The organism is Blautia sp. Sow4_E7, assembly GCF_052116245.1.
Classification (GTDB): domain Bacteria; phylum Bacillota; class Clostridia; order Lachnospirales; family Lachnospiraceae; genus Blautia_A.
Genome location: NZ_JBQKLL010000002.1, coordinates 209,927 through 226,133, shown reverse-complemented (window position 1 = coordinate 226,133; position 16,207 = coordinate 209,927). Strand labels below are relative to the sequence as shown.

The following is a 16,207-nucleotide window of genomic DNA, read 5'->3' as shown; positions in this document are numbered from 1 at the left end:
ATGTTAATATTGTTATTAAAAAATGTTTAAATCAACCCAAAACTCTTACAAATGAACAACCAGACCGTAAGGGTAAAGGCACTGAAAAGTGTGGTGAGCATAATAACACTGGAAGAAAAAGATCCTTCGTGTCCCATGTTTTTCGCCATGACATAGCAGCTGACTGTAGTGGCGGAACCAAGCATGATCAAAATGGCAACTAGTTTGTCATGGGTAAATCCAAGGCTGACTGCAACTGGAAGGAAGATGGTACAAAAGCCGATCAGCTTCATAAAGGTGCAGGCAATGGTTGCTTTTAATCTGGAAAAGGCTTTTCCAAAATGAAGGGCGCCGCCCATTGCCATCAGACCAAGAGGGGTAGCTGTTTTGCCCAGATTGTTAACCGTACTGTAAAGGATGGTTGGAAGAGGCAGGCGAAGGAGAGACCAGATCAGACCTGCCAGGATTCCCAGGATAATTGGGTTGGTTGCAATTCCCTTTAAGGTTCTTAGGATCAGCTGTTTATCCATTTTATGGTGTCCAGGCTGCATGAAGGAGAGCACTGTGACCGCCATTACGTTGTAAAGGGGCACACTTGCAATGATCATCAGCGGTGCCATGCCGGCGTCTCCGTAAAGATTCTGGATAATGGCAATGCCAAGGATTGCTGCGCTGCTCCGGTAAGAGGCCTGCACAAATTCGCCCCGGATGTCTCTTGGCTTCAGAAGAAAGGAGAGGCCAATGGAGATAGCAATGCTGCAAAAGGTGGCGACCAAACAGAAGAGAACAAATTTGGTATCCCATACTTTCACAAAATCCGATTCCGCCACATTCAGGAATAAAAGGGCGGGCAGGGCAGCCTTAAATACGAATTTGTTCATCTGGGAGACGAAGGAATCGTCATAAAGATTGATCTTCCGAAGAAAAAAGCCCAGCATAAGGGTCAAAAAAATAGGAATCGTTGCGTTGAGGCAAAAAGTCAGATTTTCCATAACAAAATTCACCTTTCTTAGGTTGGCGCCAGTAACGGCGGGTTATCTTTTTTGATTATAAACTCTTTCCAATAATTGTCAAATTTTGTTTTCTGTGGTATCGTATAAATGACAGGCAACGAATGGAGGAGAATTATGAGATACGGTAAGATTCGCGTAGAAGATGGAAATCTGGTCTTTTTCAGACATATGATACAGAATAATCTCCCATGCCGGGATATTGTCTGGGCATATATCCATCGGGAAGGCGAAAATGCAGAGGTAGCAGTGAAACAGATGATTTCCAATTATCTGGTGATCATTACCAGAAGGAAGAAGCGGTACCAGTTTGAAATGACCGAGCATGAGGCGCAGGATTGTCTGCGGATCCTGAAGCTTTTGAATCCGGAGATGGCTACTGGTTTTCCAAGAGGCAGCAGGATCCCTCTTCAGAGTCTTCCCAATACAAGGGATCTGGGGGCGATCGTCACAAAGGATGGACGCCACATTCTTCCAAGAAAGCTTATCCGAAGCGGAAATCTTTATCATGCTTCCATGGCAGACCAGCATGTTTTGCAGGAGGAATGCAAGCTGAAAACTGTGATCGATCTCAGAGACCAGACGGAACGGAATGAGAAGCCGGATGTTGTGATGAAGGGTGTGGAATATTATCATATTCCCATGATCGATGAAGAGCTGATCAGTGATTCCCCGGAAAGTGTTTTTGGAATGCTGCAGTCTGATGGAATGCTCCACCAGGTACTGGATTATGATGGAGATATAGAAAAGCTGCTGGAGCAGCAGTATGAGAACTTTGTGAAGGATCAGTACTGTGTAAAGCAGTGTGCCAGATTTATTGATGTACTGCTTCATCATGACAATGGAGCTGTTTTATGGCATTGCAGCTGGGGAAAGGACCGGGTAGGAGTGACAACCGCACTTCTTCTTTGCATACTTGGCGTCCACCGGGATGTGATCCGGGAAGATTTTATGCGCTCCAATGTATATCTGGCTGGAGATCTGGACTATATGCTCCGTTATCTTGAGGCGAACCGTCTGGACAGCATTGCAAATGTAAATAAAGTGTCAGCACTTTTTAAAGTAAAAGAAGAATATCTGGACCGGATGTTCCAGACCATTTATGGGGAATATGGAAATGTGGAGCGCTTCCTGAGAAGAGGGATCTACCTGAATCCGAAGACTGTGACAGATCTGCAGAGTAAATATCTGATATAAAATAGTGGATGCTGTATAACCCCGATGTCCGGGTATGGATATGTATAATTATGCTTTAATACAATAAAACATTAAAACTTTTTTGGAATGTAGCATTGACAAAAAAAATTATATTGTTATAATGGTAAACATATCAATCTGAAGCACGAAAGCAGGATTATTTTTATGCAAAACAAGATTTTATCATTATTAGTTGATAACACGTCTGGTGTACTCAGCCGGATCGCTGGAATGTTCAGCCGACGTGGTTATAATATTGACAGTATCACTGCTGGAGTTACAGCAGATGTGAGATACACCCGTATTACAGTGGTGTGCAGTGGAGATGACACAATCCTTGACCAGATTGTGAAGCAGCTTGCGAAGCTTGTAGATGTAAGGGATATCAAGGTTCTGGATCCATCTGAGAGCGTTGTTCGTGAGACTGTTCTTGTGAAGGTTGCAGCAGCACCGGAGCAGAGACAGGGGATTGTTTCCATTGCAGATATTTTCCGCGCCAAGGTGGTGGATGTGAGCAAGGATTCTCTGATCGTAGAGATGACCGGCAGCAAGACCAAGCTGGAAGCGTTTATTGATCTGATGGGAGATTATGAGATCCTGGAACTGGCCCGCGCCGGTGTTATGGGACTTGAGAGGGGCTCTCACGGAGTGAAATTTTTATAGTTTGCTAAGGGGTGTGTATTTCGGGAGTGAATAATCATACGCCGGATATGCATATATATGCCCTTAACGATATATTATTTTTAAGTTTTAACACAGTAGGAGGAAACGAAAATGTCAGCAAGAATTTTTTACCAGGAAGATTGTAATCTGTCTTTATTAGATGGAAAAACAATCGCAATTATCGGCTACGGCAGCCAGGGACATGCTCATGCACTGAACCTGAAGGAGTCAGGATGTGACGTCATTATCGGTCTTTACGAAGGTAGCAAATCCTGGAAGAGAGCTGAAGAGCAGGGATTTAAAGTATATACAGCAGCAGAGGCTGCAAAGAAAGCTGATATCATCATGATCCTGATCAATGATGAGAAACAGGCTGATATGTATAAAAAAGATATCGAGCCAAACCTTGAGGAAGGCAACATGCTTATGTTCGCTCATGGTTTCAACATCCATTTCGGATGCATCGTTCCGCCAAAGAACGTAGATGTTACCATGATCGCTCCAAAAGGACCTGGACATACAGTAAGAAGCGAGTATCAGGCTGGCAAAGGTGTTCCGTGTCTGGTAGCTGTTGAGCAGGATTACACAGGAAAAGCTCTTGACGTTGCACTTGCATATGCACTTGGTATCGGCGGAGCAAGAGCTGGTGTTCTTGAGACAACCTTCCGTACAGAGACAGAGACAGACCTTTTCGGTGAGCAGGCAGTACTTTGCGGTGGTGTTTGCGCTCTTATGCAGGCTGGTTTCGAGACTCTTTGCGAGGCTGGTTATGACCCAAGAAACGCTTACTTCGAGTGTATCCATGAGATGAAACTGATCGTAGACCTGATCTATCAGTCAGGCTTCGCTGGAATGAGATATTCCATCTCCAACACAGCTGAGTACGGCGATTACATCACAGGACCGAAGATCGTTACAGAAGAGACAAAGAAAGCTATGAAGAAGATCCTTTCCGACATTCAGGATGGTACCTTCGCAAAAGACTTCCTGCTTGACATGAGCCCGGCTGGACGTCAGGTACACTTCAAAGCTATGAGAAAGAAAGCTGCTGAGCATCCATCAGAGAAAGTTGGCGAAGAGATCCGTAAACTTTACAGCTGGAACGGCGAAGACAAGCTGATCAACAACTAATCCAATAGAACAGATAAAGAAATAAAATGGGGACAGTCCTTTGGGACTGCCCCTTTTTTTGTCGCAGAAAGCGGGAAAACTTTCAGAGCGTGTTTTACTGCGTTGTTTTATACAATTTATCCAAGCTTTGCCAGAGCTTCCTCGGAGACGATTTTTCCACGTACAGTGAGGAAAATGATAAAAGCAGTGGTGGCAGCTGTAATATCTGAGATTGGTTCTGCATAATAGATTCCCATAACGCCGAAGAATTTCGGAAGGATCAGTGCCAGCGGGATCAACAGGATCACTTTACGGAGTAAGGCAATAAAAAGAGAAATTTTTGCCTGGCCAAGTCCCATGAAAGTGGTCTGACAGCCCATCTGGATCCCGAAAACAGCAATTCCTGCCATGAAGATCGGCATCACATTTTTTACTAATGCAAGCAGTTCATGGTCAGAAGTAAAGATCCCTGCGAAAACACCGGGGAAAAACACAGTGAGAAGGCAGAAAACAGTGGCAACTGCAAAGGTAAAGCTGATGGTAAGCCGATAAGTCTTTTTTACACGGTCAAACTTTCTGGCACCAAAATTGTAGCTGATAATGGGCTGCACGCCCTGGGTAAAGCCCTGGATGGGAACTACGGCAAGCTGCATAACACTTTGAAGAATGGTCATGGAGCCAACGTACAGATCCCCTCCATAAATGGAAAGCCCACGGTTTAATACAATGTTGATGGCGCTTTCTGTGGCCTGCATAATAAAAGGCGAGATTCCAAGAGCCATGATGTTTTTTAATATTCCAAAATCGATGGCCATATTTTTTTGCCGGATGCGGATGGCAGATTTTTCAGAAAGTAGAAAATGCACCACCCAGATAGCACTGACTGCCTGGGAAATGATGGTGGCAAGGGCTGCTCCCTGTACATTCATATGCAGTCCGAAAATAAAAACCGGATCCAGCGCAATGTTGATCACAGCGCCGATAAGCACCGATAACATAGCGGTACGTGCCTGCCCCTGTGAAGAGATGAACATGTTAAGTCCCAGTGCAAGCTGTACGAAAATCGTACCAAAAAGATAGATGGTAATATAATTTACCGCATATGTAATGGTCTGGTCACTGGCCCCGAACATAAACAGAAGGGGACGTTTGAAAATCATAAAAATAATTGTCAGTGAAATGGAGAAAATAAGAAGAACACTGACTCCGTTTCCAAGGATTTTTTCTGCCCGGTCCCGGTCACCCTTGCCAAGTGCAATGGAAGCAAGCGGTGCGCCGCCGGCGCCGATGAAAGCGCTGAATGCAGAAATCATCATAATAATAGGAAAAGTAAGACCGACACCGGTTAAGGCAATTGGCCCTACATCCTGGATGTGTCCGATATACATTCTGTCAATAATGTTATAAAGAACGTTGATCAGCTGTGCAATGACAGAAGGAATTGCGAGGCTGGCCATAAGACGGGGCAGGTTTTCTGTGCCCAGCTTTTGTTCTCGTGTCTGATTCATGAACTACCTCTTTTCTCGTTTTATCGTCAAGAGGTAAGTATAACATATGGAATTTTTTTCAGCAAGAATTGATGAGAGAAATTACCATTAAGTACTATAGGAAAATAGAGGAAGATGTGATATGATAGCAGATGGTTAGAATGTACTAACTAATATGACTTTTGAAGTATGGTGCATAAAATATAGAAAAGAAGGAGGTGTCAGAATGAATGTGTTCTGGGGATTGATGATTCCCTTTGCAGGAACTACTCTTGGAGCTGCCTGTGTATTTTTTATGAAAAAAGAGCTGAATCCTCTGGTACAGAAAGGATTTCTTGGCTTCGCAGCAGGTGTTATGGTCGCAGCTTCGGTTTGGTCTCTTTTGATCCCGGCAATGGATATGTGCGCCGGAATGGGAAAACTGGCGTTTATTCCAGCGGCTTTGGGCTTTTTGCTGGGAATTGGTTTTCTGCTTTTTATGGATCGGCATGTGCCCCATTTGCATCTGGACAGCGAGGAAAACGAAGGTCCGAAATGTAATTTAAAAAAAACGACCATGCTTGTCCTTGCAGTAACCCTTCATAATATACCAGAAGGTTTGTCTGCTGGTGCGGTGTTTGCAGGTGCCATGTCTGGAAATGAGACGGTAACTATGGCAGGAGCCTTTGCCCTGGCCATTGGAATTGCCATACAGAATTTTCCAGAGGGAGCGATTATTTCCATGCCTCTTCGTGGAAATGGGATGAGCCGGAAAAAGGCATTCGTTTATGGAACTGCTTCCGGGGCAGTGGAGCCCATCGCAGGCGGGCTGACTCTTTTACTGGCGAAATACATTACGCCGGTGCTTCCCTATCTGTTATCCTTTGCAGCAGGTGCTATGATCTACGTGGTTGTGGAGGAGCTGATCCCGGAATCCAGTGAGGAAGAGCACAGCAATATCGGAACCCTTGCTTTTGCAGCCGGTTTTGTGCTGATGATGGTGCTGGATGTGGCGCTGGGGTAATGAGTAGTAACAAATTTAGTTGCAATTTATCTGCTTCAAGTATAAAATGGGAGCAGAGCAAATTTTTACAAAAGAAAAGGGCTGCCATAGAGACAGCCACAGATAAAAGGAGAGAGTGAAATGTCAACAAAAATCGGACGTAATGATCCATGCTGGTGCGGCAGCGGGAAAAAATATAAAAAATGCCATGAGGCTTTTGATGCAAAGGTGGAAATGCTGCGCCAGAAAGGGTATCCGGTACTGGATCATAAGCTGATCAAAACTCCGGAACAGATTGAGAAAATCAAAGAGAGCTGCAAGATCAATGTGGCTGTGCTTGACTATGTAGCAGAGCATATTAAAGCAGGAGTTTCCACAGAGGAGATCGACCGCTGGGTACATGAGGAAACCGTTCGCCATGGCGGAATCCCGGCACCGCTGAATTATGAAGGCTTTCCAAAGAGCGTCTGCACCTCCATCAACGAGGTAGTGTGCCACGGAATTCCATCTGAGGACGAGATCCTGAAAGATGGGGATATTGTAAACGTAGATGTTTCCACTATTTATAATGGCTATTTTTCTGATTCCTCCCGTATGTTCTGTATTGGAAATGTAAGCCCGGAGAAAGAGAAGCTGGTTCGTGTTACCAAAGAATGTGTAGAAATCGGCATTTCCAAGGTAAAACCATGGGAGCCCATTGGAAATATGGGACACGCTGTCCATATGCATGCCCTTGAAAATGGCTACACCATCGTAAAAGAGATCGGCGGTCATGGCGTGGGACTGGAATTCCATGAGGATCCGTGGGTAAGTTATACCTCAGAAGAGAACAGTGGCGTGATCATGGAGCCAGGAATGATGTTTACCATTGAACCTATGGTAAATATGGGAAGTGATGAAGTTTACACGGATGAGGAAGATGACTGGACAGTCCGCACCGAAGATGGTATGCCATCCGCCCAGTGGGAGGTTACGGTACTGGTGACAGAGGACGGCTGTGAGGTGATCTGCTGGTAAAGAGGTGAACGGCTGTTCCTGAACAGTAAAGGGAAGATTTCTTTTTGCTTATTATTTTGTGCACTATTTTGTAAAAATAATAGTTGCAAACAGGAAATAACTATAGTATAATCATTTATGTTGTGAAAAAAGATGGTCCGCTGTTACCGTGATGGGTATTAAGAACATCCAGAGAATAAGGAGAGAATAACATGAACGAAATTATTAAAAACATCGAAGCAGAACAGCTGAAAAAAGAAGTACCGCAGTTTAACGTAGGTGATACCGTAAGAGTTCACGCTCTGATCAAAGAGGGTAACCGTGAGCGTATCCAGATCTTCGAGGGAACTGTATTAAAGAAACAGGGCGGAAGCACCAGAGCTACTTTCACAGTAAGAAAAGCTTCCAACGGCGTTGGCGTTGAGAAGACATGGCCGCTTCATTCCCCACACGTAAAAGAAGTAGAAGTTATCCGTCATGGTAAAGTTCGCCGTGCGAAACTGAACTACTTAAGAGACCGTGTAGGTAAAGCCGCTAAGGTTAAAGAGCTTGTTAAATAATTTCAATCGTAAATGAAATTTGCTGCGCAGATGGCCGGTATGACTGTCTGGGCAGCATTTTTTATGTAATAGAAAACATATCTCACAGGATATGCGCCCCATTTTTTCCTTTTTCTTTCCCAGGATATGTGGTAAGATAGTAAGGTATCTGGCGGACGGTGCAGGAAATGGTGCTGTCAGATGTGAGGTATGGAATTGTGATACGAATGGAGTAGATATGAGCGACAGAAGAAATAAAAGAGAAAAAGAACAGCTTTTTAACATGCCTGAAATTACAAAAATGGAGAAAAAAGCCCTTTCCGGTGCCATGGAGAAGTTAGAAGACAGCAAGCTGAAGAAGGTGCTGATCTGGGTGTTTGAGATCGCAGTCACACTGATCTTTGCAGTGCTGACTTCCATGATGCTGTTCCAGTCAGTGACCATGCAGGAGAGCTCCATGGAGCCGACCCTGGCGGTGGGCAGCCGCTATTTTGTGAATAAGCTTGCCTATAAGGCATCCTCCCCAAAGAGAGGGGACATTATCGTGTTCCGTACAAATGGAAGTGATGATGCAGCCCTTCATATCCGCCGTGTGATCGGACTTCCTGGGGAAACCATTCAGATTGTAAACGGAAGAATCCTGATCAATGGAGAGACCTATAAGGAGGGCAAAGACTTCCCGACTATCAACAATCCGGGAATGGCAGCCAATGCCATAACTCTGGAGGCTGGAGAGTATTTTGTCCTGGGAGATAACCGCAACAACAGTGAAGACAGCCGTTATGGGGACATTGGACGGGTGAATAAGAAATACATAACAGGAAAGCTGTGGTTTCAGATTTCCCCGAAGAAAGACATTGGTCCTTTGGAAAACTAACACTTTATAATAGAAAATGAGGTAAATATGAACGTACAATGGTATCCTGGTCATATGACCAAAGCGAAAAGACAGATGCAGGAGGACATTAAGCTGATCGATCTGATCATTGAGCTTGTGGACTCCAGAGTTCCCTTTGCAAGCCGTAATCCAGACATTGACGAGCTTGGCAAAAATAAAGCAAGACTGATCCTTTTAAATAAATCCGACCTTGGGGATGAACGCCAGAATGAAGCCTGGAAGTCCTATTTTCAGAGCAAAGGATTCTATGTGGTAAAAGTAGATTCCCGCAGCGGTTCCGGCATGAAGGCCATTCAGGCGGCGATACAGGAAGCCTGCAAGGAGAAAACAGAGCGGGACAGAAGACGAGGAATCAAGAACCGTCCTATCCGCGCCATGGTAGTAGGAATCCCAAACGTTGGGAAATCTACCTTTATTAATACCTTTGCGGGAAGAGCCTGCGCCAAGACGGGAAACAAGCCTGGTGTGACCAAGGGCAAACAGTGGATCCGTCTGAATAAGAACGTGGAGCTTCTGGATACACCAGGTATCCTTTGGCCGAAATTTGAGGATGAACAGGTGGGAATGCGCCTTGCGTACATTGGTTCCATCAAGGATGACATTCTGAATATGGAGGAGCTTGCCCTCGCACTGATTGATTTTCTCCGGGAAAAATATGCAGGCGTACTGGAGAAACGTTATCAGATCCAGGAAGAGGGAACTTCTGTACAGGTATTAGAGGCCATCGCACGCTCCAGAGGCTGCCTGAAAAAAGGCGAGGAACTGGATTATGCCAAGGCGTCCCTGATCCTGTTTGATGATTTCCGCTCTGGAAAGATCGGAAGGATCACCTTGGAGTGGGTACCGGAAGAAGGAAAGTAATATGCAGAAGATCGGAGAAATAAAGAGCGAGATCCAGGCGGCAGAGCCGGAAGAATATGCTGCTCTTTTTGAAAAATACAAAGAAGATACAAGAAGCGGTGTGAGAAAGCTTTTAGAGCAGCTTCATAAGAAAGAGGCTGCCTACGAAAAGGAGCTTCTCCGCACCGAGAAAATGAAGGAATTCGAGCACAAATACGAAGATCTTGGCTACATCTGCGGGATCGATGAGGTGGGACGAGGCCCGCTGGCAGGACCGGTGGTTGCTGGTGCAGTTATTTTGCCCAGGGACTGTAAGATTTTATACCTCAATGATTCCAAGCAGCTGAGCGCTAAGAAGAGAGAAGAATTGTATGATGTGATCATGGAGAATGCAGTAGCTGTGGGAATTGGAATGGCGAGTCCCCAGAGAATTGATGAGATCAACATTCTTCAGGCTACTTACGAGGCCATGAGAGAAGCCATCAGCAAGCTGGATCCGGTGCCCCAGATCCTTCTTAATGACGCGGTAACCATTCCTCAGGTGACCATCCCCCAGGTGCCGATCATAAAGGGAGATGCCAAGAGCATTTCCATTGCAGCGGCCAGTATCGTGGCGAAGGTTACAAGGGACCGGATGATGGTGGAATACGATAAGGTCATGCCAGAGTATGGGTTTGCGTCAAACAAGGGATACGGCGCTGCGGCTCATATTGAGGCGCTGAAGAAGTATGGACCAAGCCCTATCCACAGAGCCTCTTTCATAAAGAACTTCGTATAAGAGAAAAAACTGGCGGTTATTTTGGAACAGCGTAAGCCAGGATCATGAATATACAAAAGATACCTACATAGAAAGAGTCTGGAGTTTAAATGGAAGTAAACAAGCGAAAAGTAGGTGCTTTTTATGAAGAACTGGCGGCAGATTATCTGATCTCCCAGGGCGTGATGATCCTGGAACGGAATTACCGCAACCGGCTGGGAGAGATCGATCTGATCGGAATGACGGCGGATGGATGGCTGATCTTTGTGGAGGTTAAATACAGAAGCTCGGAATATTCCGGGAATCCGTTGGCAGCAGTTGACGGCAAAAAGCAGTGGGTGATCTCCCGGGTAGCCCTGGAATATCTGAAGAACCGGTACAGAAGTATGGATGTGAGGTGCCGGTTTGATGTGGTGGGGATTGAAGGAGATGAGATCTGCTGGGTGAAGAATGCTTTTGATTTTTGCAGTTAAATCAGAAGTTGACATACCTTCAGGCTCATTTTTGGCAATCTGCACTTCACCTTGCCAGGAAAATTTCAAATGTGTGCCTGGGAGAAAGAATTAGGAGAACAAAATGGATATAAAATGGCATGATAAAAATAAACCGCATATGCAGGTAAGAAAATCTGGTGAAGTGACTTATCTTACCTATCCCTCCTTTGAACAGTTTCCAGACATTGTGCACTGCTTCAGCACAAGGCTGGGAGGTGTAAGTGAGGGAATCTTTGCCTCCATGAACCTTAGCTTTACCAGAGGGGATGAGGAAGCTGCGGTGAAAGAGAATTACCGGAGACTCAGTGAAGCAGTAGGCTTTTCTGTGGAGGATATTGTCACATCTGACCAGACACATACTACCAATGTGCGGCTGGTGGGGGCAGAAGACCGGGGAAATGGAGTGACGCGCCCAAGAGCCTATCAGGATGTGGATGGAATGATCACCAATGTTCCCGGAGTTGTATTGTGTACCTTTTATGCGGACTGTGTGCCTTTGTATTTCGTAGATCCGATCCATAAAGCAATCGGGCTGTCCCATTCTGGATGGAGGGGAACCGTAGGGAAAATAGGCAAAGTGACCATAGAGAAAATGCAAGAGCAGTTTTGCTCAGTTCCTGAGGAAATTTTTACCGCCATTGGGCCTTCGATCTGTCAGGAATGTTATGAGGTAAGCGAAGATGTGATCCTGGAATTTCAGAGTGCATTTGATGAAAAATACTGGGAAAGCCTTTTTTATCAAAAGGAGAATGGCAAGTATCAGCTAAATCTCTGGGAGGCGAACCGGATCATTTTCCTGGAAGCCGGGATTAAAGAAGAACATATTTCCATGCCGGGAATCTGCACCTGCTGTAATCCGGACTTTCTCTTTTCCCACAGGGCATCCCATGGCAAAAGGGGAAATCTGGCAGCCTTTCTTGGAATCCGCCGGGAAGCGAGATAGAGTATATTTGTAAATAGAAAGAAGCCCTGTACCACGAAATGAGATGTGGCGCAGGGCTTTTTCCTGTATACACGACAAACGCTTTTTGCCGCTTTATTCCTGATTTACACGTTTCATCAGATCCATGATCTTCTCGTTGCTGGAACGAACCTTCTCAACGGAAACGTCGTGGTTGATGATATCCATAATACTTGCAAGATATTTGCTCATATTAGCCTCTACGTAGTAAGGTCTGGTGAGGAGCTCCGGAATACGGTAGTTCAGGTTGGTTGTGATAACCTTGTCGATCCAGCCTTTCTCATAGTAGGCGTCAAATTTATCCATGCCTTCTGTAAACAGACCATAGGTGGTGCAGATGAATACACGGTTCGCATGGCGCTCTTTGATCTGTTTGGCAACGTCAAGCATACTTTCGCCAGAAGAAATCATATCATCGATGATGACAACATCCTTGCCCTCTACAGAGTCCCCGAGGAATTCGTGGGCAACGATTGGGTTCTTGCCATTTACAACAGTAGAGTAGTCACGTCTCTTATAGAACATACCCATATCAACGCCCAGAATGTTGGAGAAATAAACGGCTCTGGACATAGCGCCTTCATCCGGGCTGATGATCATAAGGTGGTCATTGTCAACCTGGAAATTGTCAACACTCTTTACCAGTGCTTTCAGGAACTGATAAGTGGGGAAGAAGTTGTCAAAACCGTTTAACGGAATGGAGTTCTGTACACGGGGATCGTGAGCGTCAAAGGTGATGATGTTGGATACGCCCATGTCGCTTAATTCCCGCAGTGCCAGTGCACAGTCCAGGGATTCTCTCTTCTTACGTCTGTGCTGACGTCCTTCATAAAGGAACGGCATGATTACATTGATACGGTGTGCTTTACCTGTAGCTGCGGAAATGATCCTCTTCAGATCCTGGAAATGGTTGTCAGGAGACATATGATTCTCGTGACCGCAGACAGTGAATGTGGAACTGTAGTTGGTAACGTCTACCATAATATAAAGATCGGTTCCTCGAACAGATTCCTTAATGATACCTTTACCTTCGCCGGTACCAAAACGCGGGCATTCACACTCTACAATGAAAGTGTCCTCGCTGTAACCCTGGGGAATGTTTTCAAGACCCTTCTTCTCTACAAGTTCCTTACGGAATTTTACCAGGTTTCTGTCTACCTCCTCTGCAAGCTCGCGGCAGCCTTCCAGCGCAGCGATACGAATAGGTGCGACAGGCATAGATTTCTCAAGTAATTCTATGTTCGGCATGATATTCCTCCTAAGTAGTATGCTAATTGTCGATTCAGAAACCTGCAAAATGGGGACAGGTGTCCTTTACCTTTGCAGATCTTCTCTTTATATTTATAACATTTGCCCTAAATGTCGTCAAGGAATTTATTGATTTTTACTTGAAAAAATGCCTGGATGGAGCAATGATGTGAAATTTTTTGTTGTGTTTTTAGGGAAAACTTGTTATAGTAAAAATAATGGCTTTATTATGCTGTGCCAGAGATTGGTGATCTGAGGTGCTTTGCTGCAGGCGGCTGGCTTTCCTGTGAGGGAATGCCTGCGTAAGCGGCTGTTGCCTGCTTATGTGAGAGGATCCGGCAGATCATAGTTGAAATTGTATGGAGAAAAATGTGAAGAAACAAAATAAACATGTGATTGCAATTGTGCAGGATGGAAGTATTGCACAGGAGCTTGAGCTTCAGCCGGGAGACGTATTGCTTACCGTGAACGGTCAGCCGGTGGAGGATATATTTGATTACCGCTATCTGATGAACGAAGAATATGTGGTTCTGGAAGTGGAGAAGCCAAACGGAGAGATCTGGGAGCTTGAGGTGGAGAAGGAATACGAGGAAGACCTTGGGATTACCTTTGAGAAGGATCTGATGGATGATTACCGTTCCTGTTCTAACCACTGCATTTTCTGCTTTATTGATCAGATGCCGCCTGGAATGAGGGACACGCTTTATTTTAAGGATGATGATTCCCGTTTGTCTTTTATCCAGGGAAACTATGTAACTTTGACCAATATGAGCGATCATGATATAGACAGGATCATCCGCTATCATCTGGAGCCGATCAACATTTCCATCCAGACCATGAATCCGGAACTGAGATGCAAAATGCTCCATAACCGTTTTGCAGGAGACGCTTTGAAAAAGCTTCAGAAGCTTTATGACGCAGGGATTACCATGAATGGGCAGATCGTTTTGTGCAAAGGCGTCAATGACGGAAAGGAACTGGATGACAGTATCCGGAAAATGTCGGCTTATGCGCCGGTGCTTCAGAGTGTTTCCGTGGTTCCGGTTGGCTTGACGAAATTCCGCAAAGGGTTATACCCCATGGAGCAGTTTAAGAAGGAAGATGCATTAGAGGTTCTGGAGATCATCCATTCCTGGCAGCAGAAGATGATGGACAAATATGGAATCCATTTTATTCATGCTTCTGATGAATGGTACATTCTGGCGGAGAAGGAACTGCCAGGGGAGGAATCCTATGATGGTTATCTTCAGCTGGAAAATGGTGTGGGAATGCTTCGGCTTCTTGGGGAAGAAGTGAAGGATGCGCTTGCTGACCGGGTGGGAGATGACCGCAAAATAAAAGCAGTCAGCGCCACTGGTGCATTGGCGGCCCCATTTATTCAGAAATACATGGGGATGATCCGGGAGAAATTCCCAAATGTAGAAGTGGATGTGGTTTCCATCCGAAATGAATTTTTCGGTGAGACTATCACCGTGTCCGGACTGATCACAGGACAGGATCTGATCCGGCAGTTAAGCAGCAAAGACCTTGGAGAGAAGCTTTTGCTTCCCTGCAATATGCTGAAAAATGAAGAAGATGTTTTTCTGGATGACATCTCCGTGGAGGAGCTTTCCAGGAAACTGAATACAGAGATTGTAATCGTGGATGAAGGCGGTGCAGATCTGGTATCTGCAGTCCTTGATCCGCCCACACATAAGAAACAGAAAAGGAGACAAATGTATGAGCAAACCGGTAGTAGCAATTGTGGGCAGACCTAATGTAGGAAAATCCACATTGTTTAATGTGCTGGCAGGAGATAAGATTTCCATTGTAAAAGATACGCCAGGTGTAACCAGAGACAGAATTTATGCAGATGTGTCATGGCTGGACAATGATTTTACCCTGATCGATACAGGCGGTATTGAGCCTGACAGCGGGGATATCATTCTTTCCCAGATGAGGGAGCAGGCACAGATCGCCATTGACACTGCAGACGTTATTATTTTTATCACAGATGTACACCAGGGACTTGTAGACTCTGATTCCAAGGTGGCAGACATGCTCCGCCGCAGCGGCAAGCCAGTGGTCCTGGCAGTAAATAAAGTGGACAGCATCCAGAAATATATGATGGATGTTTATGAATTTTATAATCTGGGAATCGGGGAACCATTTGCCATTTCCGCAGCGAACAGACAGGGGCTTGGAGACATGCTGGACGAAGTTGTAAAGCATTTTCCAGAGGATGCAGGTGAGGACGAGGATTCCGATATTCCGAAGATCGCTATTGTTGGTAAACCGAACGTAGGTAAGTCATCCCTGATCAACAAACTTCTTGGTGAGGACCGTGTGATCGTTTCCGACATTGCAGGTACTACCCGTGATGCAGTGGATACCAAGGTTACCTGGAATGAGAAGGATTATATCTTTATTGATACAGCCGGACTTCGCCGCAAGGCAAAGGTAAAAGAAGAAATTGAGCGCTTCAGTGTGATCCGTACAGTAACTGCGGTAGAACGCGCCGACGTTGTGGTTGTGCTGATCGATGCAGCAGAAGGTGTGACCGAGCAGGATGCCAAGATCGCAGGAATCGCCCATGAAAAAGGCAAGGGTGTGATCATTGCCGTAAATAAATGGGATGCCATCGAGAAGAACGATAAGACTATTTACAAGCATACCAACCGGATCCGCGAGGTGCTTTCCTTTATGCCGTATGCAGAGATCGTCTTTATTTCTGCAAAGACAGGACTGCGAATCTCCAGAATGTTTGAGACTCTGGATGCGGTGATCGAGAATCAGACTATGCGTATCCAGACAGGTGTACTTAACGAGATCCTGGCAGAAGCAGTTGCCATGCAGCAGCCGCCGTCTGACAGAGGCCGTCGTCTGAAAATCTTTTATATGACACAGGTTGCGGTAAAGCCGCCTACATTTGTGATCTTTGTCAATGACAAGGAACTTATGCATTTCTCTTATACCAGATATCTGGAGAACAAGATCCGTGACGCCTTTGATTTTGGCGGTACACCGCTGAAATTCATTGTAAGAGAGCGCGGAGAGAAGGAATAAA

At 45.4% G+C, this 16,207-nt stretch carries 16 protein-coding genes; 13 read left to right on the top strand and 3 right to left on the bottom strand.

Translation table 11 applies throughout. From position 1 onward, the window contains the following. Nucleotides 1–26: 26 nt before the first annotated feature. Nucleotides 27–971: an AEC family transporter gene (locus tag ACTQ50_RS02610; protein ID WP_441482849.1), complete on the bottom strand. Its 945-nt coding sequence runs from the start codon at nt 969–971 to the stop codon at nt 27–29. A gap of 135 nt (nt 972–1,106) precedes the next feature. Here ACTQ50_RS02610 and ACTQ50_RS02605 point away from each other — a divergent pair, with 135 nt between their 5' ends. The 3 genes from ACTQ50_RS02605 (at nt 1,107) to ilvC (ending at nt 3,980) form a co-directional block, all read left to right on the top strand. After that, nucleotides 1,107–2,186: a tyrosine-protein phosphatase gene (locus tag ACTQ50_RS02605; protein WP_441482848.1), complete on the top strand. Its 1,080-nt coding sequence runs from the start codon at nt 1,107–1,109 to the stop codon at nt 2,184–2,186. A 165-nt stretch (nt 2,187–2,351) separates the two neighbouring features. Continuing rightward, nucleotides 2,352–2,849, top strand: a complete 498-nt coding sequence (gene ilvN, locus ACTQ50_RS02600) for an acetolactate synthase small subunit (protein ID WP_226818543.1) — start codon at nt 2,352–2,354, stop codon at nt 2,847–2,849. A 111-nt stretch (nt 2,850–2,960) separates the two neighbouring features. Further along, the gene (gene ilvC / locus ACTQ50_RS02595; RefSeq protein ID WP_441482847.1) at nt 2,961–3,980 is read left to right on the top strand and encodes a ketol-acid reductoisomerase; all 1,020 of its coding nucleotides are present in this window, start codon (nt 2,961–2,963) and stop codon (nt 3,978–3,980) included. Nucleotides 3,981–4,096: 116 nt separating this feature from the next. On the opposite strand, the gene ACTQ50_RS02590 is transcribed toward ilvC, so the two are convergent. Next, nucleotides 4,097–5,467: an MATE family efflux transporter gene (locus ACTQ50_RS02590; RefSeq protein ID WP_441482846.1), complete on the bottom strand. Its 1,371-nt coding sequence runs from the start codon at nt 5,465–5,467 to the stop codon at nt 4,097–4,099. A gap of 205 nt (nt 5,468–5,672) precedes the next feature. Here ACTQ50_RS02590 and ACTQ50_RS02585 point away from each other — a divergent pair, with 205 nt between their 5' ends. The 8 genes from ACTQ50_RS02585 (at nt 5,673) to pgeF (ending at nt 11,895) form a co-directional block, all read left to right on the top strand. After that, on the top strand, nt 5,673–6,449 hold the full coding sequence (locus ACTQ50_RS02585) for a ZIP family metal transporter (protein WP_441482845.1): 777 nt from the start codon (nt 5,673–5,675) through the stop codon (nt 6,447–6,449). Nucleotides 6,450–6,569: 120 nt separating this feature from the next. Continuing rightward, nucleotides 6,570–7,445 carry a methionyl aminopeptidase gene (locus ACTQ50_RS02580; RefSeq protein WP_441482844.1) on the top strand — a complete coding sequence of 292 codons (876 nt, stop codon included), beginning with the start codon at nt 6,570–6,572 and terminating at the stop codon, nt 7,443–7,445. A gap of 191 nt (nt 7,446–7,636) precedes the next feature. Further along, nucleotides 7,637–7,984 carry a 50S ribosomal protein L19 gene (rplS, locus tag ACTQ50_RS02575; RefSeq protein WP_226818553.1) on the top strand — a complete coding sequence of 116 codons (348 nt, stop codon included), beginning with the start codon at nt 7,637–7,639 and terminating at the stop codon, nt 7,982–7,984. Between the two features lie 217 nt (nt 7,985–8,201). After that, complete coding sequence (gene lepB, locus ACTQ50_RS02570) at nt 8,202–8,840, top strand: signal peptidase I (RefSeq protein WP_441482843.1); 639 nt, start codon at nt 8,202–8,204, stop codon at nt 8,838–8,840. Nucleotides 8,841–8,867: 27 nt separating this feature from the next. After that, entirely contained in the window at nt 8,868–9,722 is an 855-nt protein-coding gene (gene ylqF / locus ACTQ50_RS02565; RefSeq protein ID WP_441482842.1) for a ribosome biogenesis GTPase YlqF, read from the top strand. A gap of 1 nt (nt 9,723) precedes the next feature. Continuing rightward, complete coding sequence (locus ACTQ50_RS02560) at nt 9,724–10,479, top strand: ribonuclease HII (protein ID WP_441482841.1); 756 nt, start codon at nt 9,724–9,726, stop codon at nt 10,477–10,479. A gap of 89 nt (nt 10,480–10,568) precedes the next feature. After that, nucleotides 10,569–10,931 carry a YraN family protein gene (locus ACTQ50_RS02555; protein ID WP_441482840.1) on the top strand — a complete coding sequence of 121 codons (363 nt, stop codon included), beginning with the start codon at nt 10,569–10,571 and terminating at the stop codon, nt 10,929–10,931. A 103-nt stretch (nt 10,932–11,034) separates the two neighbouring features. Further along, entirely contained in the window at nt 11,035–11,895 is an 861-nt protein-coding gene (gene pgeF / locus ACTQ50_RS02550; RefSeq protein ID WP_441482839.1) for a peptidoglycan editing factor PgeF, read from the top strand. Between the two features lie 93 nt (nt 11,896–11,988). Here pgeF and ACTQ50_RS02545 read toward each other — a convergent pair whose 3' ends face one another. Beyond that, nucleotides 11,989–13,161, bottom strand: a complete 1,173-nt coding sequence (locus tag ACTQ50_RS02545) for a ribose-phosphate pyrophosphokinase (protein ID WP_441482838.1) — start codon at nt 13,159–13,161, stop codon at nt 11,989–11,991. A 359-nt stretch (nt 13,162–13,520) separates the two neighbouring features. Here ACTQ50_RS02545 and ACTQ50_RS02540 point away from each other — a divergent pair, with 359 nt between their 5' ends. Together ACTQ50_RS02540 and der are read left to right on the top strand one after the other, a co-directional pair. Beyond that, nucleotides 13,521–14,918, top strand: a complete 1,398-nt coding sequence (locus tag ACTQ50_RS02540) for a DUF512 domain-containing protein (protein ID WP_441482837.1) — start codon at nt 13,521–13,523, stop codon at nt 14,916–14,918. Further along, entirely contained in the window at nt 14,881–16,206 is a 1,326-nt protein-coding gene (gene der, locus ACTQ50_RS02535) for a ribosome biogenesis GTPase Der (protein WP_441482836.1), read from the top strand. Before ACTQ50_RS02540 ends, der begins: the two co-directional genes overlap by 38 nt. Nucleotide 16,207: the final 1 nt, after the last annotated feature.

Coding starts and splice junctions, on each gene's coding strand:
- ACTQ50_RS02610 (WP_441482849.1), bottom strand. CDS start 971: ATGGAAAATCTGACTTTTTGCCTCAACGCAACGATTCCTATTTTTTTG.
- ACTQ50_RS02605 (WP_441482848.1), top strand. CDS start 1,107: ATGAGATACGGTAAGATTCGCGTAGAAGATGGAAATCTGGTCTTTTTC.
- ilvN (WP_226818543.1), top strand. CDS start 2,352: ATGCAAAACAAGATTTTATCATTATTAGTTGATAACACGTCTGGTGTA.
- ilvC (WP_441482847.1), top strand. CDS start 2,961: ATGTCAGCAAGAATTTTTTACCAGGAAGATTGTAATCTGTCTTTATTA.
- ACTQ50_RS02590 (WP_441482846.1), bottom strand. CDS start 5,467: ATGAATCAGACACGAGAACAAAAGCTGGGCACAGAAAACCTGCCCCGT.
- ACTQ50_RS02585 (WP_441482845.1), top strand. CDS start 5,673: ATGAATGTGTTCTGGGGATTGATGATTCCCTTTGCAGGAACTACTCTT.
- ACTQ50_RS02580 (WP_441482844.1), top strand. CDS start 6,570: ATGTCAACAAAAATCGGACGTAATGATCCATGCTGGTGCGGCAGCGGG.
- rplS (WP_226818553.1), top strand. CDS start 7,637: ATGAACGAAATTATTAAAAACATCGAAGCAGAACAGCTGAAAAAAGAA.
- lepB (WP_441482843.1), top strand. CDS start 8,202: ATGAGCGACAGAAGAAATAAAAGAGAAAAAGAACAGCTTTTTAACATG.
- ylqF (WP_441482842.1), top strand. CDS start 8,868: ATGAACGTACAATGGTATCCTGGTCATATGACCAAAGCGAAAAGACAG.
- ACTQ50_RS02560 (WP_441482841.1), top strand. CDS start 9,724: ATGCAGAAGATCGGAGAAATAAAGAGCGAGATCCAGGCGGCAGAGCCG.
- ACTQ50_RS02555 (WP_441482840.1), top strand. CDS start 10,569: ATGGAAGTAAACAAGCGAAAAGTAGGTGCTTTTTATGAAGAACTGGCG.
- pgeF (WP_441482839.1), top strand. CDS start 11,035: ATGGATATAAAATGGCATGATAAAAATAAACCGCATATGCAGGTAAGA.
- ACTQ50_RS02545 (WP_441482838.1), bottom strand. CDS start 13,161: ATGCCGAACATAGAATTACTTGAGAAATCTATGCCTGTCGCACCTATT.
- ACTQ50_RS02540 (WP_441482837.1), top strand. CDS start 13,521: ATGGAGAAAAATGTGAAGAAACAAAATAAACATGTGATTGCAATTGTG.
- der (WP_441482836.1), top strand. CDS start 14,881: ATGAGCAAACCGGTAGTAGCAATTGTGGGCAGACCTAATGTAGGAAAA.